The 24,007-nt window shown below is 72.3% G+C and carries 23 protein-coding genes and 1 riboswitch; of the genes, 13 read left to right on the forward strand and 10 right to left on the reverse strand.

Translation table 11 applies throughout. The features are described from left to right. Position 1: 1 nt before the first annotated feature. Both ABD978_RS04820 and ABD978_RS04825 read right to left on the reverse strand, forming a co-directional pair. A complete protein-coding gene (locus tag ABD978_RS04820) occupies positions 2-646 on the reverse strand; it encodes a lysophospholipid acyltransferase family protein (protein WP_345348906.1) in 645 nt (214 codons plus the stop codon). 210 nt (positions 647-856) lie between these two features. Next, complete coding sequence (locus ABD978_RS04825) at positions 857-2,221, reverse strand: MFS transporter (RefSeq protein ID WP_345348909.1); 1,365 nt, start codon at positions 2,219-2,221, stop codon at positions 857-859. A 77-nt stretch (positions 2,222-2,298) separates the two neighbouring features. Here ABD978_RS04825 and ABD978_RS04830 point away from each other — a divergent pair, with 77 nt between their 5' ends. Together ABD978_RS04830 and ABD978_RS04835 are read left to right on the forward strand one after the other, a co-directional pair. Further along, entirely contained in the window at positions 2,299-2,826 is a 528-nt protein-coding gene (locus ABD978_RS04830) for a winged helix-turn-helix transcriptional regulator (protein WP_345348912.1), read from the forward strand. Positions 2,827-2,999: 173 nt separating this feature from the next. Then, on the forward strand, positions 3,000-3,956 hold the full coding sequence (locus tag ABD978_RS04835; protein WP_345348915.1) for a DUF5996 family protein: 957 nt from the start codon (positions 3,000-3,002) through the stop codon (positions 3,954-3,956). A gap of 55 nt (positions 3,957-4,011) precedes the next feature. On the opposite strand, the gene ABD978_RS04840 is transcribed toward ABD978_RS04835, so the two are convergent. Together ABD978_RS04840 and ABD978_RS04845 are read right to left on the reverse strand one after the other, a co-directional pair. Then, positions 4,012-4,638 carry a maleylpyruvate isomerase N-terminal domain-containing protein gene (locus ABD978_RS04840; protein WP_345349563.1) on the reverse strand — a complete coding sequence of 209 codons (627 nt, stop codon included), beginning with the start codon at positions 4,636-4,638 and terminating at the stop codon, positions 4,012-4,014. A 410-nt stretch (positions 4,639-5,048) separates the two neighbouring features. Then, the gene (locus ABD978_RS04845; RefSeq protein WP_345348918.1) at positions 5,049-5,459 is read right to left on the reverse strand and encodes a plectin; all 411 of its coding nucleotides are present in this window, start codon (positions 5,457-5,459) and stop codon (positions 5,049-5,051) included. Positions 5,460-5,574: 115 nt separating this feature from the next. On the opposite strand from ABD978_RS04845, the gene ABD978_RS04850 reads away from it, so the two are divergent. The 3 genes from ABD978_RS04850 (at position 5,575) to ABD978_RS04860 (ending at position 7,675) form a co-directional block, all read left to right on the forward strand. Continuing rightward, complete coding sequence (locus tag ABD978_RS04850) at positions 5,575-6,114, forward strand: TetR/AcrR family transcriptional regulator (protein WP_345348921.1); 540 nt, start codon at positions 5,575-5,577, stop codon at positions 6,112-6,114. A 225-nt stretch (positions 6,115-6,339) separates the two neighbouring features. Further along, positions 6,340-7,206, forward strand: a complete 867-nt coding sequence (locus ABD978_RS04855; protein ID WP_345348924.1) for an oxygenase MpaB family protein — start codon at positions 6,340-6,342, stop codon at positions 7,204-7,206. Positions 7,207-7,471: 265 nt separating this feature from the next. Continuing rightward, complete coding sequence (locus tag ABD978_RS04860; RefSeq protein WP_345349566.1) at positions 7,472-7,675, forward strand: DUF5999 family protein; 204 nt, start codon at positions 7,472-7,474, stop codon at positions 7,673-7,675. A 51-nt stretch (positions 7,676-7,726) separates the two neighbouring features. On the opposite strand, the gene ABD978_RS04865 is transcribed toward ABD978_RS04860, so the two are convergent. After that, positions 7,727-8,329: an alpha/beta hydrolase family protein gene (locus ABD978_RS04865; protein WP_345348928.1), complete on the reverse strand. Its 603-nt coding sequence runs from the start codon at positions 8,327-8,329 to the stop codon at positions 7,727-7,729. A 125-nt stretch (positions 8,330-8,454) separates the two neighbouring features. Between ABD978_RS04865 and ABD978_RS04870 the strand changes: the two genes are divergently transcribed. Together ABD978_RS04870 and ABD978_RS04875 are read left to right on the forward strand one after the other, a co-directional pair. Beyond that, positions 8,455-9,582, forward strand: coding sequence for a VIT1/CCC1 transporter family protein (locus tag ABD978_RS04870; protein WP_345348931.1), 1,128 nt, complete (start codon positions 8,455-8,457; stop codon positions 9,580-9,582). 43 nt (positions 9,583-9,625) lie between these two features. Beyond that, positions 9,626-10,054, forward strand: coding sequence for a PPOX class F420-dependent oxidoreductase (locus ABD978_RS04875; RefSeq protein ID WP_345348934.1), 429 nt, complete (start codon positions 9,626-9,628; stop codon positions 10,052-10,054). Between the two features lie 87 nt (positions 10,055-10,141). Here the strand turns inward: ABD978_RS04875 and ABD978_RS04880 are convergent, their stop codons facing one another. Both ABD978_RS04880 and ABD978_RS04885 read right to left on the reverse strand, forming a co-directional pair. After that, positions 10,142-11,272, reverse strand: coding sequence for a tetratricopeptide repeat protein (locus tag ABD978_RS04880; protein WP_345348937.1), 1,131 nt, complete (start codon positions 11,270-11,272; stop codon positions 10,142-10,144). A 473-nt stretch (positions 11,273-11,745) separates the two neighbouring features. Then, on the reverse strand, positions 11,746-13,203 hold the full coding sequence (locus ABD978_RS04885; protein WP_345348940.1) for a serine hydrolase domain-containing protein: 1,458 nt from the start codon (positions 13,201-13,203) through the stop codon (positions 11,746-11,748). Between the two features lie 546 nt (positions 13,204-13,749). Here ABD978_RS04885 and ABD978_RS04890 point away from each other — a divergent pair. The 3 genes from ABD978_RS04890 to ABD978_RS04900 are packed head-to-tail and all read left to right on the forward strand — an operon-like array spanning position 13,750 to position 15,640. Next, complete coding sequence (locus ABD978_RS04890; RefSeq protein WP_345348943.1) at positions 13,750-14,175, forward strand: RlpA-like double-psi beta-barrel domain-containing protein; 426 nt, start codon at positions 13,750-13,752, stop codon at positions 14,173-14,175. 14 nt (positions 14,176-14,189) lie between these two features. Further along, positions 14,190-14,792, forward strand: coding sequence for a cell wall protein (locus tag ABD978_RS04895; protein WP_345348945.1), 603 nt, complete (start codon positions 14,190-14,192; stop codon positions 14,790-14,792). A gap of 20 nt (positions 14,793-14,812) precedes the next feature. Further along, positions 14,813-15,640: a MauE/DoxX family redox-associated membrane protein gene (locus ABD978_RS04900; protein ID WP_345348947.1), complete on the forward strand. Its 828-nt coding sequence runs from the start codon at positions 14,813-14,815 to the stop codon at positions 15,638-15,640. Between the two features lie 134 nt (positions 15,641-15,774). On the opposite strand, the gene ABD978_RS04905 is transcribed toward ABD978_RS04900, so the two are convergent. Both ABD978_RS04905 and ABD978_RS04910 read right to left on the reverse strand, forming a co-directional pair. Continuing rightward, positions 15,775-16,071, reverse strand: a complete 297-nt coding sequence (locus tag ABD978_RS04905; protein ID WP_345348949.1) for a MoaD/ThiS family protein — start codon at positions 16,069-16,071, stop codon at positions 15,775-15,777. Next, positions 16,068-17,183: a WD40/YVTN/BNR-like repeat-containing protein gene (locus ABD978_RS04910; protein WP_345348951.1), complete on the reverse strand. Its 1,116-nt coding sequence runs from the start codon at positions 17,181-17,183 to the stop codon at positions 16,068-16,070. Before ABD978_RS04910 ends, ABD978_RS04905 begins: the two co-directional genes overlap by 4 nt. Before the next feature lie 191 nt (positions 17,184-17,374). Here ABD978_RS04910 and ABD978_RS04915 point away from each other — a divergent pair, with 191 nt between their 5' ends. Next, the gene (locus tag ABD978_RS04915; protein ID WP_345348954.1) at positions 17,375-18,451 is read left to right on the forward strand and encodes a glutamate--cysteine ligase 2; all 1,077 of its coding nucleotides are present in this window, start codon (positions 17,375-17,377) and stop codon (positions 18,449-18,451) included. A gap of 163 nt (positions 18,452-18,614) precedes the next feature. On the opposite strand, the gene gcvP is transcribed toward ABD978_RS04915, so the two are convergent. After that, the gene (gene gcvP / locus ABD978_RS04920; RefSeq protein ID WP_345348957.1) at positions 18,615-21,452 is read right to left on the reverse strand and encodes an aminomethyl-transferring glycine dehydrogenase; all 2,838 of its coding nucleotides are present in this window, start codon (positions 21,450-21,452) and stop codon (positions 18,615-18,617) included. A 162-nt stretch (positions 21,453-21,614) separates the two neighbouring features. Further along, positions 21,615-21,712, reverse strand: a riboswitch (glycine riboswitch). A 133-nt stretch (positions 21,713-21,845) separates the two neighbouring features. Between gcvP and ABD978_RS04925 the strand changes: the two genes are divergently transcribed. Continuing rightward, the gene (locus ABD978_RS04925; protein WP_345348960.1) at positions 21,846-22,706 is read left to right on the forward strand and encodes an SCO6745 family protein; all 861 of its coding nucleotides are present in this window, start codon (positions 21,846-21,848) and stop codon (positions 22,704-22,706) included. 202 nt (positions 22,707-22,908) lie between these two features. After that, positions 22,909-23,742, forward strand: coding sequence for an NmrA family NAD(P)-binding protein (locus tag ABD978_RS04930; RefSeq protein ID WP_345348963.1), 834 nt, complete (start codon positions 22,909-22,911; stop codon positions 23,740-23,742). Positions 23,743-24,007: the final 265 nt, after the last annotated feature.

The following is a 24,007-nucleotide window of genomic DNA, read 5'->3' on the forward strand; positions in this document are numbered from 1 at the left end:
GTCAGCGGTTCTTGACGGAGGCGGCGTAGACGTCGACGTACTCCTGGCCGGACAGTTTCTGGATCGCCGCGATGATCTCGTCGGTGACGGCGCGGGGGTCGGCGTCCTCGCCGAACCGCATCGGCTCGCCGAACCGCACCTCCACCCGCATGATCTTCTTCGGCAGCTTGTGCCCCATGGGCTGGACCTTGTCGGTGCCGATCAGCGCGCACGGCACCACCGGCGCGCCCGAGGCGAGGGCCAGCCGGGCCACACCGGTCTTACCCCGGTAGAGCCGGCCGTCCGGAGAGCGGGTGCCCTCCGGGTAGATGCCGAACAGCCGGTCCTGTCGGAGCACGCGCAGCGCCGTGTCGAGCGCGTCGGCCGCCTCGGAGCCGCCGCGACGGTCGACCGGGATCGTGCCGACCCCCCGGAAGAAGGCCGCGATGAGCCGCCCCTTGAGCCCGGTGCCGACGAAGTACTCCTCCTTACCGATGAAGACGACCTTGCGCGGCGCCATCAGCGGCAGGAACAGCGAGTCGCAGAAGGAGAGGTGATTGGACGCGAGAATCGCGGCGCCGTCCGGAACCGTGCCGGTCACCTTCGGCCGGAAGACGATCCTCAGGAGCGGCCCGAGCAAGACGTGCTTGAGGAGCGAGAAGAACACGGCCACCCTTCCACTGACGAGTGCCCGACAGTCTGGCGTCTCCGGCCCGGTACGTCGTTGCGTACCGGTCACAAGAAACACGCCACGCTTCTTGTACCGCGCCATCACTTGACGTACACATGCCCGCGCCTTGGGATTCACCGCCGACCGCGCCGCGACGCCTCGGCTATGCGCCCTCCTTGGCCGGAGGACCGGCCAGAGGCACCGCGCTCATCGGCCGCGGCGCACGGCCAGGGCGGCCAGCGCGCCGGCGAGGGCGATCGCGGCGCAGACGGCCAGGGCGACGTCTGCGCCCCGGGTCGGGCTCGGTCCGGACGTGGCCATGGCGACCACGACCGCGACCCCGATCGAGGCGCCGATGTAGCGGGCCGTGTTGTTCGCGCCCGACCCCATGGCCGTACGGGACGGCGGCACGCTCTCGACGGCCATCCGGGCGAGCGCGGCGTTCAGCAGGCCGCTGCCCGCCCCGCTGACCACCAGGCCGGGGACGAGCCGCCACCACCCCCAGTCGGCGGACAGGCCGATCAGGGCGAGGTCCCCGAGCGCGCACAGCACGAGGCCGGCCGCGATGAGATGACGGCCCTCGGCGGCGAGGCGGCGGACCTGGAGGGAGACGACGAACGCGACGCCGGACCACAGCGTCAGGACGGCGCCCGCGAGGAGCGGCGGCGCCCCGAGCACGCGGCCCACCACCGTCGGCAGGTAGCTCATCAGCCCGATCACCGCGACCCCCGTGACGAACGCCCCGCCGGTGGCGACCGCGAAGTCCGCCCGGCGCAGCAGCCGCAGGTCGAGCAGCGGCTCGCGGGTCCGCGACTCCACGACGACGAACGCCGCCAGAAGGGCCACGGCCGCGGCGAGCAGCGCGAGCACCTCGGCCCTGGCCCATCCCCCTCGCCCCAGGGTGATCGCGCCGAGCAGCGCCGCGACTCCCAGGCCCAGCGTCAGGACACCGGCGGCATCGGCCCTTCGCCGCGCCTCGGCCCGGGACTCCCGCAGCGCGGCCCCGGCCGCGGCGGCCAGGGCGACGGACGCGACCGCCGCGGCCACGTACCACGCCCGCCAGCCGGCGACCTCGGCCAGCCCGGCGGAGGCCTCGGGCCCGAGGGCGATCCCCAGGCCGAGCATCGCGCCCCACATCCCGGTCGCGCGGGCGCGCTCCGGTCCGGCCGGGAAGGCGTGGCCGATGAGCCCCAGCCCGGCCGCCAGCAGGGCGGCGGTCGCTCCGCCCTGGAGCAGCCGGCCGACGACGAAGGCCGTCGTCGTCGGGGCGACGGCGCACACCACGCTGGAGGCCGCCAGCGTGCCGGCCCCGGCGACGAAGACCCGCTTGCGTCCATGGTCGTCGGCGAGGCCGCCCACGGCCAGCAGCAGCACGGCGGTGCCGAGCGCGATGCCGCCGAGGATCCAGGTCTGCCCCGCCGTTCCCGCGTTCAGGTCGCGGGCCATGGCGGCGAGCGTGGAGAAGGTCGCGTTGTAGTTCATCAGCGCGAGCATCGTCGCGGCGGAGACGACGGCGAGCGTTCGCCCCTCCCGGACGCGTCCGCCGACCGGCACGGTCGTCTGCACGGTCATCACCTCGGTTCATTCATTGAACTAACGATCGGCGAACTGTAACACGTCGGTTCGTTGAATGAACTAACATGGACCCCATGGCACTCGGCAAGGACTACGAGGCACAGGACTGCGCGCTCGCCCGCGCCCTCGAACTGCTCGGCGAGCGGTGGACGCTGCTCATCGTCCGGGACGCCTTCTACGGCGTGCGCCGCTACGGCGACTTCCTCGCCCATCTGGACATCCCGCGGGCGGTGCTGGCGACGCGCCTGCAGGCCCTCGTGGACGCCGGGGTGCTCACCCGGCGGCCGTACCAGGAGTCACCGCGACGTCACGAGTACGTGCTCACCGAACGCGGCCGCGAGCTCTGGCCCGCGCTGAACGCGCTCGGCCACTGGGGCGGGGAGCATCTGTCGCCGTTCGGTCCGAGCCGGCTCTACACCCATCTCACCTGTGGCACGCGCGTCGGCCGGACGGGCACCTGCCCGGCGTGCGGACGGTTCGCCCCGCCCGAGGAGCTGGAGGTACGGCCCGGCCCGGGCGCCGACCGGCCGCACCGGGACGACGCGGTCTCGCGAGCGCTCCGGCGGCCGCACCGGCTGCTGGAGCCGCTGCTCGCCGAGTGAACCCGCGGCCCGGAGCCGTCACTCGGGATACGGCCCGTCCGGCCGCAGCCGGGTGCGCAGGTGACGCCGGCGCCGCCGGCCCGCCGAACCGACCCTCGCGTTCGAAGCCGAACGTAGGATCGCCACAGGGGACAAGCGCAGCTGATCAACGTACTGCCTTGGAAGGGAATTACATGGAGCTTTTTCCCGCCATACCGTTGGCCGACTGGCAGGATACAAAAGAAACGCTTCACCGATTCGCCCAGGTCGTGGGAAAGATACGACTCGCGTCGGGCGCCCGGCGCAACCATTGGTGGCACGCACCGTTTCATCTCACCGGACGCGGCCTGACCACCCGGCCGATGGGGCTGATCAACGGCAACCCGATCTTCACGATCGACTTCGACTTCATCGCACATGAGCTGATCGTCTCGACGGTGGACGGCAGAAGCGTGTCATTTCCGCTCCCCGGCAAGTCGGTGGCGTCCTTCTACCGCGAGGTGATGCGAGCACTGACGGCTCTGGACGTCCACGTCGATGTGAACATCCCCCGGCCGTTCGACCTCCCCGACTCCGACCGGCCGTTCGCCGACGACACCGAGCACACCGCCTACGACCCATCGATGGTGACGCGCTACTGGCAGGTGCTCAGCCAGGTGAATCTCGTCCTTGAGGAGTTCGCCGGGAGATATTCCGGCAAGGTCAGCCCGGTGCACCATTTCTGGCATACCTTCGACATCGCCTATACGCGATTCTCCGACCGAGTGATCGATCAGCCTGCCGACGTCGACCCGGTGACCCGTGAGGCCTATTCCCGCGAAGTGATCAGTTTCGGCTTCTGGTTCGGAGACGACTCGTTCCCCGCACCGGCCTTCTACTCCTACACGGCGCCCGAGCCCGAAGGCCTGCACGCCGAACCCCTCCAGCCGGCCGCAGCGGGATGGATCGCACAGCGAGGCAGCCACCTGGCCGTCCTGCCCTACGACGACGCACGAGCGGAACCCGACCCACGCGCGACGGTACTCGCCTTCTACGAAAGCGCGTATCAGGCCGGTGCCCGACGTGCCGGCTGGGACATCGGCGGGATGGCCTGTCCTGGCGGCATCACCGACCCTCAGCTGAAGGGGCGCGTGACCAGAAACCGACCCTGACGACCTCGCGATCTCGGGAACCGTGGCTCATCCGGCGAACCGCGACCCGCGGCCGTCACTCGGGATGCCAGTCCGGCGACCGCCCGGACGCGCGCAGCACGGCCTCCCACTCGTCGCCCCGGCCCGGCGCCGGCAGGTGTGGGACCCCGGTGCGCCAGGCGTCCGCGATGACGTCGGGGCGACTGGGCCGGTGGTCCTTGTCGAGCGCGCGGGCCAGGTCCCAGGCGTGCAGGTGCCATTCGACGCACACCGCCCCGGCGTAGTCGCCCGCGGTCAGCTTCGTGCCACGGTAGGAGAGGTACGGCTCGTCCCACACGTCGAGCAGCCGGTCGGAGTACGCCTCGGCCGAGACGGCGAACGCGACGATGTGGTCCCGCCCCTCGGCGGACGGCAGCACGGCCAGCTCGGCAGCGTTCTGCCGCGACAGCTGACGCATCATGAGCGCCGCCGGGGCGTCCTGGGCGAACAGCCGGGACAGCCTGCTGTTCGGCGCGTCGTTGAGGTACTCGTGGAAGTTCTCCGCGACGCAGCGCAGGTGACCGGCCAGGTCGATGGCCTCCCACTCCTTGCACGGCGTGGGCACGGACCAGTCGGAGAAGTGCGCGGCAAGCTCGCAGATGGCGATGACGCCTTCCCGGCATGCGCCGAGAAGGTCTCGCCGATCAGGCGGCGTGCGCTCCAACTGATCCCCCCGGACAGAGCACTTCCTGCTGGCCGCGTCGCCGTGGCCGGGACGGCCGCTGTTGCCCACGACGACACCTGAGTCGGTAGAGTCTCAAAGTTCATCGGCCCGTGCCACTCCGACCGGGCCGTGTTCACGCTGGTGGGGCACTGCCTTGTACCCGTTGGACGAAATCCAGCGGCGATTTCATGGACAAGTGGCGACGGCGCGAGCCAATCGCACCGAGGGTCAAGGTCCCCTATCGGCCAGGTCACCCGGACGTGCCCCAGGGCGGCGCGAGTCTTCGCGCGGCGACCGGTCCGCCCCCGTACCGGTCGGGTCACACCCGTATTCCGTCGACACGCCGCCCGGCGGCCGCGCCCGAGGTCCGGGCGCGGCGCGAAGCCGGTCACGCGTGGTGGTGCTACGCCTCAGACGTGGGCGGCCGAGGTCGTGCGCACGGCCAGCTTGTGCGCCTCGCGCAGCGTGCGCAGCCGGTCGACCTCGTGGACGTACGGACGGACGCTCGCCTTGGCCCGTGCCTTGCGGGCGGCGATCTGCGCGGCGCGGCGCTGCTTGGCGTCGCCGTGCTCGTACACCTTCGGGCCCATCGCCACGCGCTCGGCCGCCTCCGCGGCGAGCAGCGCGGCGTACAGCGCGCGGTCGTAGGCGACCGCCAGCGGGCGCAGCCGGTCGAGCGGACGGCCCTCGACCTGAGCGGCGTGGAACTCCCGCTCCGCGTCCTGCGCGGCGGCGAGCCGGTCGCGCAGCTCGCCGGCGAGCTCCTTGTCCGCGGCGTGGTGCTCAGCGACCTCCGGGCTCACCTTGCGACCCAGGACCATGGCGGCTCCCCTTCTCTCCTCGATGCTCTCCGAGCCAAGGTTAGAGGGTACGGCACCGTGACACGCAGTCGGGATACTCTTCCGGGCGACCGCCTTTACGCAGTAAGGTGCGATCATGTCGCAGCGGGAACCGCTCACGCGCGAGCGCATCATCGAGACCGCGCTCCACCTCATCGACGGTCAGGGCCTGGGCCGGCTGACCATGCGCCGCCTCGGCGACTCGCTGCAGGTCGAGGCGATGGCGATCTACCACCACCTCCCGCACGGCAAGGAACAGCTCCTCGAGCAGCTCATCGCCCACGTCGCGGCGCTGCCGGTGCCGCCCGGCGACGGCGACCCCCGCGAGCGGCTGCGTGCCTGGGCCCACGCCTACCGGGGCCGGCTGCTCGAGCACGTCGGCGTGATGCCCCTCATCGTCACCCGCCGCAATCCGGGGGCACTCACGGCGACCACGCTCTCCGTACGGGAACTGCTGCGCGCCGCCGGCCTGCCGGAGGCGGAGGCGGCCGTCGGCGCGCACGTCCTGCTCGGCTACCTGCTCGGCGCGGTCGCCCTGGAGGCCCGCGAGCAGGCCACCGGGACGACGCCCGGCGACGTGGACCAGGACGGACGGTTCACCGCGGGCCTCGACCGCGTCCTCGCCGGCTTGGTCTAAGAACCGGACGGCGCACCGCCGGAGTCTCACCGCGGGCCTCCGCCGTCCGGGCCTCCCACCACGCGGGTCTTTCACGCCGCGCGTCTCTCACACCCCGGTCTGCCGCGCCGGGTCTTCCCCGCCATGGCCGGCTCCCGTGGCACGGCCCTTGCCGTGGGGGCGGCCGTCTCCCGTACGATCATGGAGTCCGAATCCGGTAATCACCCCCTTATACGGAGATTCGGGATGGCCCGCTATACCCGTCTACGGCAACTCCAGGCCCTCGACCCCGAGCGCGACTACCAGGACATCTATCGGATCAGCGCCGAGTACGAGTTCCCGTGGGACCTCCAGCGGTCCCTGGAACTCGCACTCTTCCGTACGTACGCGGTCCCGTCGATCGGCGGACTGCTCGACCGGACCGGGGAGTTCGCCCGGCACGGACAGAAGCGCTACGACGACACCGTGGTCCTGCTGTACGAGATGACGCAGGACGGCGGTCTGGACTCCGAACGCGGCCGTGCCGCCATCCGCCGCATGAACCGCATGCACGGCCGATACTCGATCACCAATGACGACTTCCTGTACGTCCTGTCGACGTTCGTGGTCATCCCGGTCCGCTGGATGGCGGACTACGGCTGGCGGCCGTACAGCAGGCACGAGGTACGGGCGACGGTCAACACGTTCCGTCACATCGGCCGGCTCATGGGGCTGAAGGAGATCCCGGCGACCTACGAGGAGTTCGCCGAGTTCCTCGACCGGTACGAGCGCAAGAACTACGCCTACACCCCCGAGAACCATCGCGTGGCGGAGGCGACGATCGCCATCTTCGAGGGCTGGTTCCCCCGGTTCCTGCGCCCGCTCGCCCGCAAGGGCGTCCTCGCGTTGACCGACGCGCCGCTGCGCCAGGCCCTGGGCCTGCCGCGGGCACCGCGGATCATGGAGATCGGCGCGCACCGGGCCCTCAAGGCGCGGGCGCTCGCCGTACGGCTGCTGCCCCCGCGCCCGTCGTCCCGGCCGAAGAAGCCGTCCACGCGCTCCTACCCCGACGGCTACTCCCTCCGGGACATCGGCCCCGAGTGGGTGAACGACCTCGGCCTCCGGACCGACTGAGGCCGCCCCACGTGGGCCGCGACGTGGGGACGGTGGTCACGGGGACAGATCGTTGTCTGTACTGAGAGTTGTTCTTTGGCCGATTTGGATGCGGGTACGGACCGATAAGCCGTAAAGTGATCTCTGTCACGAGGAGTCACTGGGGCCTTCGGAAAACCGCCCACCCGGGCCATATCGGCGCGCGGGCGAACCGCAGCACACTCGAAGACGTCTTAGTGACATGAGGCAACCGCACCTACGAGTAGTCGAGACCGGAGGCACGCAGATGTGCCCGCACGAGCCGCCATGCCCCTCGGCGACCGCACCCGACCGTGAGGCCGCTCGCACCATCACCTGCCACCCCGAGCAGGGATGGAGTCTGCTCTGCAACGGGGTCCTGCTGTTCGAGGACACCGGCGAACTGCTCCCTGACGGGGGGATCATCGCACCGCACCGCCCGACCGACGTTCCGGCTCACACGGCGGCGTGACGCGTTTCTCTTCGGGGGATCAGTCCGAAATGACCATCGACCCGGGGGATATCAGCGCGACCCGGTGCTCCACCGGCGCAGCCACTCCCCCACCACCGCCCCCACCGCGGCGGGCCTCTTGGCCAGATCGTGCCGTTCTCCCGGCAGGACCTGGACACAGGTCGCATCCGCGGGGTCCGGGACACCGAACGGATCACGGTCGCCGTTGACGACCAGGACCTCCACGCCCGCGGCTCTCAGCTCGTCCGCGCGCGAACGTTCGGGTCTGCCGGGGGGATGCAGCGGAAACGCCAGCGCGATCACTCCGCGCGCGCCGGCCTTCAGCGCCGTACGGCAGGCGACCCGCGCCCCGTTACTCCGCCCGCACTGAATCAGCGGCACGTCGGGGAACCTCTCCCGGAGCGCGGCGATCACCGTGAGCCAGGCCTCGTCCTGCCGGGGAGCGGAACCGGGCGCCCGCCGTCCCGCACGGCGGAACGGCTGCAGCACGCGCGCCACGGCCCCACCGAGCGCGAGCGCCTCCTCACGGACGGCCAGCAGGTCAGGAGCGTCAACACCGCCGTTCGACCCGTGGGTAAGGACCAGGAGGAACGCCGGATCGGCCGGCTCGTCCAGCGTCACCTCGGCCGGCCCCTGCGGGGTCGCGATGTCCATGCGAAAACCGTACTCCGCGGCCGACCGGCCCCCGTCACGGAGGGTGTCGCGCGGCAGGCTCGAGGAATGACTTTTCGGTCGCGGCAGGTTGTGATTATGGATACGACACGGTCTTGAGGAGCACGATGGGGAACACCGCCGATCGGCAGAAGGTCAAACGCTGGCAGGAGCTCCTCGCCAGTGAGCGGGACGCCGCGGCGTTGTACTCCAGCCTCGCGGTCGCCGAGGACGGCGAACGGCGCGAGATCCTGGAGGAGCTGGCGAGCGTCGAACTCAAGCACGCGGCGCACTGGGAGGGGAAGCTGCGCGCGGCCGGGGCGGAGGTGCCCACGCCCGGACCGCCCAGCATGCGCACCCGGATGCTCGCGACGGCGGCGCGGCGGCTCTCCCCGCGCGCGGTCCTGCCGATGATCGAGCGCGCCGAACGCTCGGACGCGGGGATCTACGACCGCGACCCGGACGCCGCCCCGGGGATGGCCGACGACGAACGCGGTCACGCGCGCGTGCTCGCCAAGCTCATCGACGGCGGCAAGCCCGAACCGCGCGTGCAGATCTCGCGCCGGGAGGGCTGGCACCGTACGGACCGCTCAGGGGCGCTGCGGGCCGGCGTGTTCGGGGTGAGCGACGGCCTGGTGTCGAACACCGCCCTGGTCATGGGCTTCGCGGGATCCGGATCGTCCCGTACCGCGATCCTGCTGGCGGGGATCGCCGGACTGCTGGCCGGCGCGTTCTCCATGGCGGCCGGGGAGTACGTCTCCATGTCCAGCCAGCGGGAGATGTTCGAGCGGGAGCTTGCGCTGGAGGCGCAGGAGCTGGAGGAGACCCCGGAGGAGGAGCACGCCGAGCTGGTCCTGCTCTACCGCGCCAAGGGCCTGGACCGCGCCGACGCCGAACGCCTCGCCGACCGGATCATGAGCGACAAGAAGGTCGCGCTCGACACGCTCGCGCGGGAGGAGCTCGGCCTGGACCCGGACGAGCTGGGCTCTCCGTGGAGCGCGGCGGGCTCCAGCCTGCTCGCGTTCGCGCTGGGCGCGTTCGTCGTGGTCCTGCCCTACCTGATCACCGGCGGCGCCGTCGCGCTGCTGACCGCGATCGGGCTCGCGATCCTGGCGCTGTTCGGCGTCGGCGCGGGCATCGGCGTGCTGAACGGGCGGCCGGCCGTGCGCTCGGGCCTTCGCCAGGTCGTCGTCGGTGGCGTCGCCGCCGCGGTGACGTTCGGGGTGGGCCACCTGATCGGCACCTCCGTGTCCTGATCCCGGCGCGCGTGGCGGTGCGCCGCTCGGGAAGAATCGGATCATGGCCGAGACCATGAGCGAAGAAGAGTGGCACGAGTTCGTGTCGACCGGTACCCGTACCGGCAAGGCGGCCGTCGTGAAGGAGGACGGCACACCGCACGTCACGCCGATCTGGTTCCTTCTGGACGGGAACGACCTGGTCTTCACGACGGCGGCTTCGGGGATCAAGGGCAAGGCGCTGCGCCGTGACCCCCGGATCTCGTTCTGCGTCGACGACGAGACCCCGCCGTACTCCTTCGTCTCGCTGTGGGGCGAGGCGTCCCTGTCGGACGATCCCGACGGACTGCTCCGCTGGGCGACCGCGCTCGGCCGCCGCTACATGGGCGCCGACCGCGCCGAGGCGTACGGCGCCCGCAACGCGGTGCCCGGCGAGCTCCTCGTCCGGGTCCGGATCACCAAGGTCATCGCCCAGCGCGACATCGCAGACTGACCGGCGCTCGGTCGCGCCGGGCGAGCGCCCTTGCCGAGTGCCGCCAGGGTGACGTCGCGGCGTGACGGCCGCGCGCGGGGCCCTCGGTCAGTCGGCCGCGGGCCACTCCGGAGGCAGGACGGGGATGTCGGAGCCCATGGCCTGGCGGAGGCGCTCGGCGAAACTGTCCTGCAGCGCGCGGCCCCACGGATAGGCGGCCGGCACCCGTACGGTGTTCTCGAGCACGTCGTAGGCCTCGGCGGGCAGGCCGTCCGGGCCGTGGGCGTAGCGGGCGGCGATCACGGTGTACATGTGGTCGAGCGCGCCGAACACCTCGCCGGTGAGCATGGGCAGCGTGCCGGCGCGCAGGGCGGCCTCCACCTCGCCCTCCCACCAGGCGTCCTCCTCCCCGTCGGCGGCGAACGTACGGCGCAGCCGGGCCCGTACGTGCTCGCCGAGGGCCGGATCGTCGAGGCCGCGCCGCCAGATCTCCTGGGCGGCGTCGTCCCGGCCGCGCAGCGGAAGCGTCCGGGCGAGCAGCTCGATGGCGAGCGGTACGACCTCCGGGTCGGCGTCCTCACCCGGCGTCACGCTGCCGAAGGCGTGGATCGCCTGCTCCAGGTGGGCGATGCCCAGGCTGACCGCGAGCCGGGCGTGCGCCTGCGGGTCGTGGCCCCGGTCGACGAGGTCCAGCGCGCCGGCGAGGATCCGCTGGGCGCGCGCGGGCTCGCCCCAGTCGATCAGGCGGAGCGCCAGGTCGTGGGCGGCGACGGGGGCGTACTCCTCGTCGCCGGTGGCGATGGCCAGCTCCCACCACTCGGACGCCTGCCGGGCGTCGCCCTCCTCGTCGGCGATCTGGGCGAGCGCGAGGTACGCGGGCGGCAGGTAGGCGCGGTTGCCGAAGTCGACGACGGCGCGCCAGGCGTCACGGGCCTGGTCGCGCTCGCCGGCCCGCTGCCAGGACAGCGCGAGGTGGTACGCGGCGCGCGGGCCGTACTCCGGGTCCCGGGTCGCGATCGCGAGCCGATCGGCCTCCCGGGCGCCCTCGTCGTCGCCGCGTCCTTCCAGCACCACCGCCAGGCCCAGCGCCGCCTGCGCCCGCTCGGCCGTGTCACCGGTCTCCAGCACCCGGCGGAACAGCTCCGCGGCGCGGTCCAGATCACCGCTCTCGGCGTGGTTGCGGGCCTCCTCGAGGGAGGTCGACGGGTCGGCCGTCGCCTCGTCGGGCGTCGTGCTCATCGATCCCTCCGATCGCACGACGGCCCATCGGCCGGGAACCTTGGTGATGCCTCGTCGCTCGCACTCATCTCCGTGCCTTGGGGGTAGGCGCTGGCCGTGTGGGGACGAGCCTAACCGGGCGGGGGCCGCTCCGTCCCGTCTCACCGCCGGTGTCGGCCACTCGGGCGGCGGCAGGTGGGGAGGCGAACCGAACGCTCGGCGATCACGGGCACAATCAGGACGAATCGCCTCGCGTCGCTCGCGCCTCCGACCCTTGTCCGAGCGGCCCGTCCGACACCGACTCTCGCGGTCACGTCCCGCTGGGCCAGGGCGACGACGCGGTCTCCGCGTCCCGTCCGCCGGGGCCGGAGGTGGGCAGCGGACTACTACGCGAGCAAGGCGAGCCGAATGCTCGGCTATCGCGGGTACGGACCGGGAGGAGTCACCTCGCACCGCCCGCCGGATCGGCCCTTCACCGAGCGGTCCGTCCGGCGTCAGCTCTCGCGCGTCACGTCGAGCGTCTGGATCCTGGGCGGATCCTGCGGGTTCAGTCGGATCTCGCAGCGCAGCAGTCCGCGAGCGCCCCGGACCTGCCACACGGCGTGGGCCGGCGACTCGGACCGGATGACCTCCTCCGGCCCGGCAGGATCGAGCAGTGGCCCGACCTCTCCGATCAGGCGTTCGATCTCGGCCCGGCGGTGTGCCGGGTCCAGGTCCAGGTCGACGTTGTCGGCGAACCAGTCACCGGCCACGGCGGGGTCCCAGCCGCGCAGGAGCCCCTCCACGGCGGTCCGCGCCCGGACCGTCTCGGGCCAGAGCGCCTCGGGAGACTGCGGGTCGGCCAGGTCCGTGAGGACGGCGCGCAGAGCGGCCGCCGCCGGTACGCGACCCGTGGAGTACCTGGCGTTGGTCAGCACGATGACGCCCAGGCCCGTACGGGGATGCCAGCGCATGTGCGACCCGAAGCCCGGGTATCCGCCGCTGTGCGCGACGACCGTCCCCCAGACCGGGTCCTGCTGGATCATCAGGCCGTGGCCGTAGCCCACGGTGACGGGCATCGCCCCGTCGTCCGGGTTCCCCGCGGGCCGGGGCGGCAACACGGCCCGGTGGACCTGCTGCATGTCCCGGCGCGACGCCCGGCGCAACGGCCCGTCGTCCACGCCGTCGCGGGCCGGGAAGGCGTCGGCCAGCCAGCGCACCCACCGGCTGAGGTCCTCGACCGTGCTGAACATCCCGCCGATGGCGGAGAAGACCCCGGGCCCGGAGAACGCCTCCGGATGCCAGCGTCCGTCGAGCCGGGAATGGCCCATCGCGACACCGCTCGGCGCCGCCACCGACGCGTCGAACCCGGTCGCCGTCATCCCGAGCGGGCGGAGCAGCCGCTGGTCCACGAACTCCTGGTACGGCGTGCCGGAGGCGGCCTCGATGACCTGACCGAGGACGGCGTAGCCCAGGTTGGAGTACTCGAAGCCGGTGCCCGGAACGCCGACGAACCGGACGCCGTCGGTCAGCAGGCGTCCGAACTCCTCCCGGCTCATCGACTCCTGGCGGTCGGCCCAGGGGTCGTCGGTGGGCAGCCCGCCCGACATGGACAGCAGCATCCCCACGGTCACCTGCGGGGAGTCGGTCGTCGGGAGCCGCACCGCGCCGAACTCCGGAACGTACCGGCTGACCGGGTCGTCGAGACGCACCGCCCCCTCGTCGACAAGGATCATGACCGAGGCGGCGGTGAAGCTCTTGGTCATCGACGCGATGCGGAAGGCCGTCGCCGCGTCCGGACGGGGGCCGTCCAGACGCGCGACGCCGTGCCCGGCCGCGTGGACGATGCCCGCCCGGTCGACGATCCCGTACGCGAGCCCCGGCACCTCACCGTCGTCCACGAGCGCGCGGAACAACGAGTCGACCTCATCGAGTGCTCCACCGCTCGACGTCCGATGCTCCGCCGCCGTCATCCGCCCACTCCCTACCTCGACCGACGCGAATTCGTCGGCAAGGACATCTACCACGCGGCCACCTCGCCTCCTCCGCCGCCCCCGGCGGTGCCCGAAGCGAGGACCAGGGAGAACAAGGGAGCGGCCAGATGCCGGACGGTTCGCTTGGCGCGCGCGGAAGTCTCGGCGAATGCCGTCGTGGCCGCCCGACTTATGGGAGTCTCACCCGATTCTCGCGGCGAACCGGGTGGCGTTCACCGAGTGTTCCGCGCGCCGCCGAGCCGGAAGAACGGGAGCCGTCAACGGACGACCGGAGCTCCTGCCGGGCCATGCCGTCTCCAGCCCGAGGAGCACTCCTCCGTGGCCTGGTGTGGCCAGAACGAGCGGCGGCCGGACACCCGGACGATTCCCACGACGAGGACGGAAGCGTGGTTCTGCCAATCACACTGACGGTTGGTTGTAGAAACTTTCCTTTTACTCGGCTGTTGACGCCGTAAGTTATTTTCTTCACGATCAGGGGCACCCGGGCAGGCCTGTCACGTCGGAACCAACGAACGGAGACAGAAAATGGGGTGTTCCAACAGCAGCTCTCCCGCGTATGGGGAGATGTCGTGGTTCTGCTGCGGTAGCTCCTGGGGCCCGTGCGGGAGCGCGGGCGGCGGGGCCTGCGGCACCTGCAACTCCGGCTCGCACCAGTGCGCGTGGCCGAACACGTCCGACGCCTGCTTCAACATCACCCGCCCCGACCAGTGCGGCGAGGGACTGTCCCGGCGGACCTGCGGCCACGTCTTCTACGTGACCAGCGCCTGCAGCGGCAAGTGCGTGAGCGTGTCGATCGCCGACTGCGGGCCGGACACCAACTCCTTCTGCGGCGAACGGTCGTGCTGCGGGTCGACCTGCCACACGAACCGGCTCATCGACCTGACGCCCTCGGCCTACAGCGCCATCGCCGACCTCTCCACCGGGCTGTCCCCCGCCCGCATCGACAGCTGACCGGAGGCCCCGCCATGCCCCAGCCAGACCGCCGTCGCTTCCTCACCTCCGCCGTGCTCGGCGGCTCCGCCGTCGCCGGCGCGACCGCCCTCGGCTCGCTGGCCCCCGAGGCCGCGTTCGCCGCCGCCCCCAAGATCAAGCTCGACCCGGGCGCCCTCGACCCGAACTTCGCCGAAGGCCGGATCACCGGCATCAGCGGATCGCTGCTCAAGGCCTCCGGATCCGACCGGACGCTGCATCGCGTCCACGTCACCGACGGCACCAGCATCTGGAAGCTGCACCCGACGACCTTCGACCAGATCAAGGTGGGCGACGGGTTCTACGCCCGCGGCGTCCGCCTGCCGGACGGCTCACTGGCCGCGGACGCGATCTGGGTGAACATCGTCAACCTGGACGCGTCCATCGCCTCCATCGAGACCAAGCGCCTCCACCTCGACCACAACGGCAAGAGGGTCATCGGCCACGTCGTCAGCGGCAGGACCGCCGCGGTGTACGGCGCCGCGCCGGCGGCCGCCGACCTGACCCGCCTGCAGGTCGGCAGGCACGTGAAGGTGATCGGCGCCTGGCGGCCCGACACCAACGAGGTGGACATCGCGACCGTCTACTCGGGCGCGTAGCCGAAAGGAGGCGATCCCCCATGGTCGAGTGGCCGGCGTCGGTCCAGCCGTTGTTCGTCGGGGCGACCTTGCTGTGGTCGGGCGGGATCAAGTGCGCCGGTACGTCCGCCCGTCGCGCCGCGCAACGGTCCGCGTTGCGGTCATTGGTCGGCGAGGAGAGGGCACCGGTCGTCTACCGCCTGGTCGGGGCCCTGGAACTGGTCCTGGCCGCCGCCCTGCTGCTGCCGCCGGTGTACGCGGGCGAGGCCGTGGCGGCCGCCGTGCTCGCCATCGGGTTCCTCGCCTACCTGGCGTACGCCCGGATCGCCGCGCCGGACTCCTCCTGCGGCTGCATGAGCGCGCGCCCCATGCCGGTCACCTGGCGCGGCTTCGCCCGCGCCGGGCTGATCCTGGCGGCGGCGCTGCTCGGTACGCGGGCCGGTCCGTGGTGGGACGGGCCGGCCGCTCACCCCTGGGCCGCCGGGGTCACGCTCCTCGGTGAGGTCGCGGCGCTGGTCGCGCTCTCGCCGGAGGCGGACCGGCGGTGGCTGTACCCGCTGCGGCGCCTACGGGTACGGCTGCGCCACCCACTCGCCGACCGGTCGTTCGACATGCCCCTGGAGTCCAGTCTCCAGCAGCTCCACGGCAGCACGGCGTATCGGCAGGTGAGCGGGCTGCTGCGATCCGGGCTGCGGGAGAACTGGGACGAGGAGGACGTCCGGGTGCTCTGCTACACCGCGGAGTACGAGGGACGGCTCGCCACGGCGGTGTTCGCGGTGCCGCTGCGGCACTACCGGCCCGAAGAGATCCGCGTCGCCCTGGTCGACGAGTCGGCCGAGTCGACGCTGCTGGTCCTCGACGGCGCCTGACCCGCGGCCCGCGTCGCCGGGTCGTCCCCGGTGAGCGCCCTCCGCCCCCGCGGGGGGCGCTCACCGATGCCGGGACCCCGGATCCCGGCACGCCGACCGAACGCGGGCAGCTGGGGCCGGAACCAGCGGTGCGGTCAGCCGCCTGCCATGGCGCCGATGATCAGGAACGGCTCGGCGCCCGTCGCGACCGGTTCGGGCAGCGGCGTGTCCGGCGGGTCGTGGGAGAGGTCCCGTTCGCACGCGTAGTAGCGGACGAACGCCCGGCGCCGGTGGGTGCCGTGATCGCGAATGGTGCCGCACAGCACCGGATAGCGGGCCTCCAGGGCGTCGAGGACGGAGCCCGGCGTGATCGGTCCGGCCACCTCGAGCTCCACCTCGCCGTGGACCTCGGCGAGGACCTTCAGGTGCGCGGGGAGGACGACACGGATCACGGCAGCGTCTGGACTTCGACGGACAGGACGGCCGGGAGGTCCCGGACGATCGGCGCCCAACTGTCCCCGGCGTCGGCCGAGGCGTAGACCTGCCCGCCCGTCGTGCCGAAGTAGACGCCGCAGGAGTCGAGCGAGTCGACCGCCATCGCGTCGCGGAGCACGTTGACGTAGCAGTGGTCCTGCGGGAGGCCCTTCGTCAGCGGCTCCCAGTCGTTCCCGCCCGTCCGGCTGCGGTACACGCGCAGCCGCCCCTCCGGCGGGTAGTGCTCGGAGTCACTCTTGATCGGCACGACGTAGACGGTCTCCGGCTCGTGGGCGTGCACCGCGATCGGGAACCCGAAGTCCGACGGCAGGTCACCGCTGACCTCGCGCCACGATGCGCCCGCGTCGTCGGTCCGCATGACGTCCCAGTGCTTCTGCATGTACAGGACCTCTGGCCGCGACGGGTGCATCGCGAGGCGGTGGACGCAGTGGCCCACCTCGGCGTCGGGGTCCGGGATCCCGTTGGTGTGCAGGCCGCGGTTGATCGGCCGCCAGGTGTCGCCCCCGTCGTCGGTGCGGAACGCGCCCGCGGCGGAGATGGCCACGTACATCCGCCGCGCGTCGGACGGGTCGAGGATGATCGTGTGCAGGCACATCCCGCCCGCTCCCGGTTGCCAGGACGAGCCGGAGCCGTGGCGGCGCAGCCCGGGCAGCTCCTCCCATGTCCCCCCGCCGTCCTTCGACCGGAACAGCGCGGCGTCCTCGACGCCGGCGTACACGGTGTCCGGGTCGGTCGGCGAGGGCTCCAGATGCCAGACCCGCGCGAACTCCCAGGGATGCGGCGTGCCGTCGTACCACTGGTGGGTGCCGGTGACGCCGTCGTAGTCGAACCGGTTGCCGACCGCCTCCCAGGTCCGGCCGCCGTCGTCGGACCGCTGCATCAGCTGCCCGAACCACGCGGTGGACTGGGCGGCGTACAGCCGTGACGGGTCCGCCGGGGAACCCGCGATGTGGTAGATCTCCCAGCCGCCGAAGAAGGGGCCGCTGATCGCCCAGTCCCTCCGGTGACCGTCCGAGGTCAGGACGAACGCGCCCTTGCGCGTGCCGACCAGTACACGTACTCCGCTCATGCGCCCTCCCTCGCCTGACCTGCGGATGTGCAGGTTGCTCACGGTAGACCGCCGCTGCGACGAAAACTCATCGTTTCCGCGCACCGGTGAGTCGAATCCGCTGAATCGATGAGCGCGACGACTCGCTGCCGGTCCGGTTCTCCCGCCTATGGCGGGGTAGAGACGGATTTCCGAGAACGAGGAGGTCGTGGTTGCGAAGTTTCGGAGTCGAAGAGGAACTCCTGCTCGTCGCGCCGAGCAGCGGAGTCCCCGTCGCGCTCGCCGAGTCCGTCACGCGGGGGAAGGACGACGACGGGCCGGAGCGCGAGCTACAGCGGCAGCAGGTCGAGACGGGCACCGACCCGTGTACGACGCTCGACGAGCTGGCCGGCCAGCTACGGGACCGGCGGAACGCCGCCGCCCGGGCCGCCCGCCGCGCCGGCTCGGAGGTCGCCGCGCTCGCGACCTCGCCGCGGGCCGTCACCCCGTCGACCACTCCGGCGGACCGCTACCTGCGCATGGCCGAGGAGTACGCCCTCACCGCGCAGGAGCAGCTGACCTGCGGCTGCCACGTCCACGTGAGCATCGAGTCCGAGGATGAGGGCGTCGGCGTGCTGGACCGCATCCGCCCGTGGCTGGCGCCCCTGCTCGCGATGACCGGGAACTCACCCTTCTGGCAGGACCGCGACAGCGGATACGACAGCTATCGGTACCAGGTCTGGGGGCGCTGGCCGTCGGCCGGGCCGACCGAGGCGTTCGGCACCCCGAAGCTCTACCACGACACCGTACGGTCGATGGTGGAGTCCGGCGCGCTGCTGGACGAGGGGATGATCTACTTCGACGCCCGGCTGTCCCGGCACTATCCGACCGTGGAGGTCCGCGTCGCGGACGTGTGCCTGATGGCGGACGACGCCGTGCTGCTCGCCGCGCTCGTACGGGGGCTGGTGGAGACCGCCGCGCGGGAGTGGCGGTCCGGGGAGCCGCCGGTGCCCGTGCGCACGGAGCTGCTGCGCCTGGCGTCGTGGCGGGCGAGCCGCTCCGGACTCGCCGGCGACCTGATCCATCCGGTGACGCAGCGCCCGGCCCCGGCCCGCGACGTCGTGTACGCGCTGATCGAGCACACGGCGCCGGCCCTCGTCGACACGGGCGACCTCCAGACCGCCACCGAGCTGGCCGAGCGGCTGCTGGAGCGGGGCAACGGGGCCGCGCTGCAGCGCCAGGTGTACGAGGAGACCGGCGAGATGTCCGCCGTGGTCAACGCCGCCGTGGCCCGGACGCTCGGCGCCTGAGCGCGCCCGCTCTTCGGCGCGGCGCGCGATCCGCGGACCCCGGCCGCGGCGCCTCGGCGGGCGGCCGCCGCGGTTCGAGCGCCGCCGGGGCCACACCGCCGCGGCGGACGGCCGACGGCCCGGTGCGCGACTCGCGTCGCGCACCGGGTGGTGCAACGCGGTGTCAGGACTCGAAGGCCTCCGGCGGCGGGCAGGCGCAGACCAGGTTGCGGTCGCCGTACGCCTGGTCGATGCGGCGCACCGGCGGCCAGTACTTGTTCTCCCGCAGGGACGGCAGCGGGTAGGCCGCGTCCTCCCGGCCGTAGGAGTGCTTCCAGTCGTCGGTGAGCAACGACGCGGCGGTGTGCGGGGCGTTCTTCAGCGGGTTGTCGTCCGCGTCGTACTCCCCTGTCGCCACCCGCTCGATCTCCCGGCGAATCTGGATCATGGCGTCGCAGAAGCGGTCCAGCTCGGCCAGGTCCTCGCTCTCCGTGGGCTCGATCATCAGGGTGCCCGCGACGGGGAAGGCGAGGGTCGGCGCGTGCAGGCCGTAGTCGACGAGCCGCTTGGCGACGTCCTCCGCCGTGACCTTCGTGTCCTTGGTGATCTTACGGAGGTCGATGATGCACTCGTGCGCGACCAGGCCGCCCCGGCCGGTGTAGAGGACCGGGTAGTGCTCCGACAGCCGCTTGGCCACGTAGTTGGCGGCCAGCACGGCCACCTCGGTCGCCGCGCGCAGCCCGTCCCCGCCCATCATCGCGATGTAGGTCCACGAGATCGGCAGGATGCCCGCCGAGCCCCAGGGCGCGGCGGAGATCGGGCCGCTGCCCGTCTCGGGGCCGGCCTCGGGCCGCAGCGGGTGGTTGGGCAGGAACGGCACCAGGTGCTCGCGCACGCCCACCGGGCCGACGCCCGGGCCGCCGCCGCCGTGCGGGATGCAGAAGGTCTTGTGCAGGTTCAGGTGGGAGACGTCCGCGCCGAACTCCCCGAGCCGGGCCAGGCCGACCAGGGCGTTGAGGTTGGCCCCGTCCACGTACACCTGACCGCCCGCGTCGTGCACGCTCTTGCAGACCTCGGTGATCGTCTCCTCGTAGATCCCGTGCGTCGAGGGGTACGTCACCATGATCGCCGCGAGCCGGTCGCGGTGCTTCTCGATCTTGGCGTGCAGGTCGTCGAGGTCGATGTCGCCGTGGTCGGTGCTCTTGACGACGACCACGCGCATCCCGGCCATCACCGCGCTGGCGGCGTTGGTGCCGTGCGCGGAGGACGGAATCAGGCACACGTCGCGGTGGCCCTCACCGCGGGCGGCGTGGTAGCCGTGCACGGCGAGGAGCCCGGCCAGCTCGCCCTGGGATCCGGCGTTCGGCTGCACCGACACCCTGGCGTACCCGGTGATCTCGGCAAGCCACGTCTCCAGCTCCGCGATCAGCCGGACGTAGCCGCGTGCCTGGTCGAGCGGCGCGAACGGGTGGATCTGCGCGAACTCCGGCCAGGTGATCGGCTCCATCTCGGTGGTGGCGTTGAGCTTCATCGTGCAGGAGCCCAGCGGGATCATCGAGCGGTCCAGCGCGATGTCCTTGTCCTGCAGGCGGCGCAGGTAGCGCAGCATCGCCGTCTCCGAGCGGTGCGCGTGGAAGACCGGGTGGGTCAGGTAGTCGCTCTCCCGGCGGAGCGCCGGGGGCAGCACGGCCTCCGCGTGGACGGGCGGCGCGTCCTCGTCGGCCAGGCCGAACGCCCGCCACACCTCGGTCACGTGCTCGTCGGTCGTCGTCTCGTCGCAGGCGATCCCGACGTGGTCGGCGTCCACGAGGCGCAGGTTGACGCCGCGCTCGGACGCCCGGCGTACGATCTGCCCGGCCCGGCCCGGGACCCGGGCGAGCACGGTGTCGAAATACGTCTCGTGCACGATCTCGGCGCCGAGCGTCGCGAGCCCGCCCGCGAGGCGGACGGCGTGCGCGTGCACCCGCTCGGCGATGCCGCGCAGCCCCTCCGGGCCGTGGTAGACGGCGTACATGCTCGCCATGACGGCCAGCAGCACCTGGGCGGTGCAGATGTTGCTGGTGGCCTTCTCCCGGCGGATGTGCTGCTCACGGGTCTGCAGCGCCAGGCGGTACGCCGGGTTCCCGTCCACGTCGAGGGACACGCCGACGAGACGGCCGGGCAGCTGCCGCTGCAGCCCCTCCCGTACGGCCATGTAGCCGGCGTGCGGGCCGCCGAAGCCGTACGGCACGCCGAACCGCTGGGACGTGCCCACCGCGATGTCCGCGCCGAACTCCCCCGGCGCCCTGAGCACCGTCAGGGCCAGCAGGTCGGCGGCCACGACGACCTGCGCGCCGCGGTCGTGCGCGGCCTCCGTCACCGGCGACAGGTCGCGTACGGCGCCGCTCGCGCCCGGGTACTGCAGCAGGACCCCGAAGAAGTCACCGTCCGGCAGGCCCTCGGACAGGTCGGCGACGACGACCTCGAGGCCCAGCGGCACCGCGCGGGTGCGGACTACCTCGATCGTCTGCGGCAGCGCGTCCGCGTCGACCAGGAAGGTGTCCCCCGCCTTGGCGGCGCGGTGCGCGAGCGTCATCGCCTCGGCGGCGGCGGTGCCCTCGTCCAGGAGGGAGGCGTTGGCGACCGGCAGCCCGGTCAGGTCGCTCACGACGGTCTGGAAGTTCAGCAGCGCCTCGAGACGCCCCTGGGAGATCTCCGGCTGGTACGGCGTGTAGGCGGTGTACCAGCCGGGGTTCTCCAGAACATTGCGGAGGATCACGCCGGGCGTCACCGTGCCGTAGTAGCCGAGGCCGATCATCGAGGTGAGGACCTGGTTCTCGGCGGCCAGCTCGCGCAGCCGGGCCAGCGCCTCGACCTCGGTCAGCGCCGGAGGCAGGTCCAGCGGCCGGTCGGTACGGATCGCCGTGGGCACGGCGGCGTCGACGAGGGCCTGGACGCTCGGGAAGCCGACGGCCCCGGCCATCTCGTCGCGGTCGGTATGGGACGGCCCGATGTGCCGATCGGCGAAGGGAACCTCGGTCATTGGGGAGCCTCCTGGTGCGATGGATGCGCAGCCACCACCGGGCAGGCCGGTGGCCGGTCTCCCCCTCTGTCAGGTGAACCTGAGAGCTTCACCGCGCCGGGGCGCGGCTTGCACCTTCGGTGAGGCCCGGTGTGGATCACCGGTCCTGCTTTCCAGAGGTGCCTCGTTCGTACGGTCCTTTGTGCCTGAGAGGTTCCGGGGAGGGTTGCTCCTTCGGCGCCCCGCACCACGCTGTGCGAGGACTCTCCCGTACGAGGTCGACGGCCATTCCACCCTACCGGAGGACAGGTAGCCGCATACCGGTCACGATCATGCTTCCCTCCCCTCGCGCGGATCTCGCGCGGATGTCCGTGCGACGATCGGCCTCCCGGTTCCCGCGCATGAGGAAACGCGATGGACGAGATCTGGCGGCTGATCGAGTGTTGTCACGCGTTCGTCTATTTCGTTCCCGAGGCGCGGGACGCCTACGCCGAGGCCGGTCTGACGGGCTTCTGGCGGGGCTATTTCGCCTCGCGGGCCGCCGCCCTCGGCACCGCCCCGGCCGAGGTGGTGACGGCGGCGTTCCACAATTTCGCGCCGCGCATGGTGGCCCGCGCGATCCCGGACGTCTGGCGACGCTCCTCACCGACGGCGGTCCTCGCCGCCCGGACGGCCATCGTCGATCGCGCCCTGCGCCGTCTGGCGGGCGATCTGATCGACGGCCCCGCCGTCGCCGAGGCCGCCGCCCTCGCGGGGCGGGCGGTCGACGCGTCACCCGTCGCGGGTCGCGTCATGTTCGCGGCGCACGCGGCGCTCCCCCGGCCGGCCGAGCCGCACCTGGCGCTGTGGCACGCCGCGACCGCGCTCCGGGAGTTCCGCGGGGACGGGCATATCGCCGCACTGCTCACCGCGGGCATCGACGGCTGCGAGGCGAACGTCCTCTCGGGCGCGCTCGGTCTCACCCCGCCCGAGCAACGCGACCACCGAGGCTGGACCGAAGAGGAGTGGGCGGCCGCAGCCGGCCGGCTGCGCGCCCGGGGCCTCCTCGACGGCGACGGCGCCGTCACCCCGGACGGGCGCGCCGAACGCCAGGCGATCGAGGACCTGACCGACCGGCTCGCCCGCCCGCCCCTCGACGCCCTCGGCCCGGACGGCGCGGCCCGGCTGGCCGACCTGCTCCGGCCGCTGGCCCGAGCGATCGTCGAGGGCGGCGGCGTACCCTTCCCCAACGCGATGGCCATGCCGCGGCCTGACGCATCCGGCCTCGCATTCTGATCTCGATCCTCCGCGTGAGGGGGACCCGATCAGGCCATGCGCGGTCCCCTCCACGTGCGCACGCATCCGCATGACGCAGGTGAGGGTCCCGCTCGCAGCAGGACTGACGGCATCCGTCCGGTGACGACGCCCGGATGACGGTTCCCGGCGATTCGCGCCCGCCGGCTGTCGCGACGCCGGGACGTCGCGGTGAGATCGGCGCATGACGAACACCAAGATCCTCGTCTTCGCCGCCACCGGGAACATCGGCCGCCACCTCGTCACCTTCCTCCGGGAGACCGGCCACGCCGTACGGGCGGTCACCCGTGGCCCGGGGACCGCGAGCCTCCCGGCTGACGTCGAGATCGTGCCCGGCGATCTGGCCGACCTCTCGACCCTCGACGCGTGCCTCGCCGGGATCGACGCGGTCTTCCTGCTGTGGCCGCTGCGCGCCGGCGAACGGTTCCCGGCCGTGCTGGACCTGATCGCCGCGCGGGCCCGCCGGATCGTCTTCCTCGGCACGGGCGGCGTCCCCGATCTGCCGTTCGAGGAGCAGGACAGGCTCGTCCACGACTGCGGCATCGAGTCCACCGTGCTGCGGCCGAGCACCTTCGCGGTCAACACGCTGTGGTGGGCGGACCAGATCCGGGCCGGCGACGTGGTCCGCGGCGCGTACGGCGCGCTGCCCATGTCCTTGATCCATGAGGCCGACATGGCCGCGGTCGCGGCCCGGGCGCTGACCGGCCCCGGGCACGACGGCGCGACCTACACCCTCACCGGCCCCGAAGTGCTCACCCAGGCCGAGCAGGTCCGCGTCATCGGCGAGGTCCTGGGGCGGCCGCTGCGCTGGGCGGAGCTGAGCCGCGACCAGGCCCGGCAGCGCCTGCTGGCCGATGAGACCTTCCCCGACTCCTTCGTCGACGTGCTGCTCGACGGCTACGCCGCCATGCTCGCCGGCCCGCCGCCGGTCCTGACCTCCACGGTCGAGGAGGTCACCGGCGTCCCGCCACGGTCACTGCGCCAATGGGTCGCCGACCACCTCGACGACTTCCGCTGACGGCCGGCTCAGGGCCGGGGCCGCGCGGCGCGGAACCGGCGCCGCGGCACGCCGATATCGCGCGGGGCCTGGTCCGGGCCGGCGGTCGCGCCGTCGCCTCGGTCGGCCAGGGCGCGGTACGGCGTGGCGGCCGTCTCCGGACGGCGGCACGGCACGACGAGGTCATCCCCGGTCCGGCCGGGGCATCGATCGGGCGGGGCATCGATCGGGCGGCACATCGGACACCTCCCGCGCGCTCCAGGCGATGGCCTGGAAGGATTCACTG

The organism is Actinoallomurus liliacearum, assembly GCF_039542035.1.
In the GTDB taxonomy this organism is placed as follows: Bacteria; Actinomycetota; Actinomycetes; order Streptosporangiales; family Streptosporangiaceae; genus Actinoallomurus; species Actinoallomurus liliacearum.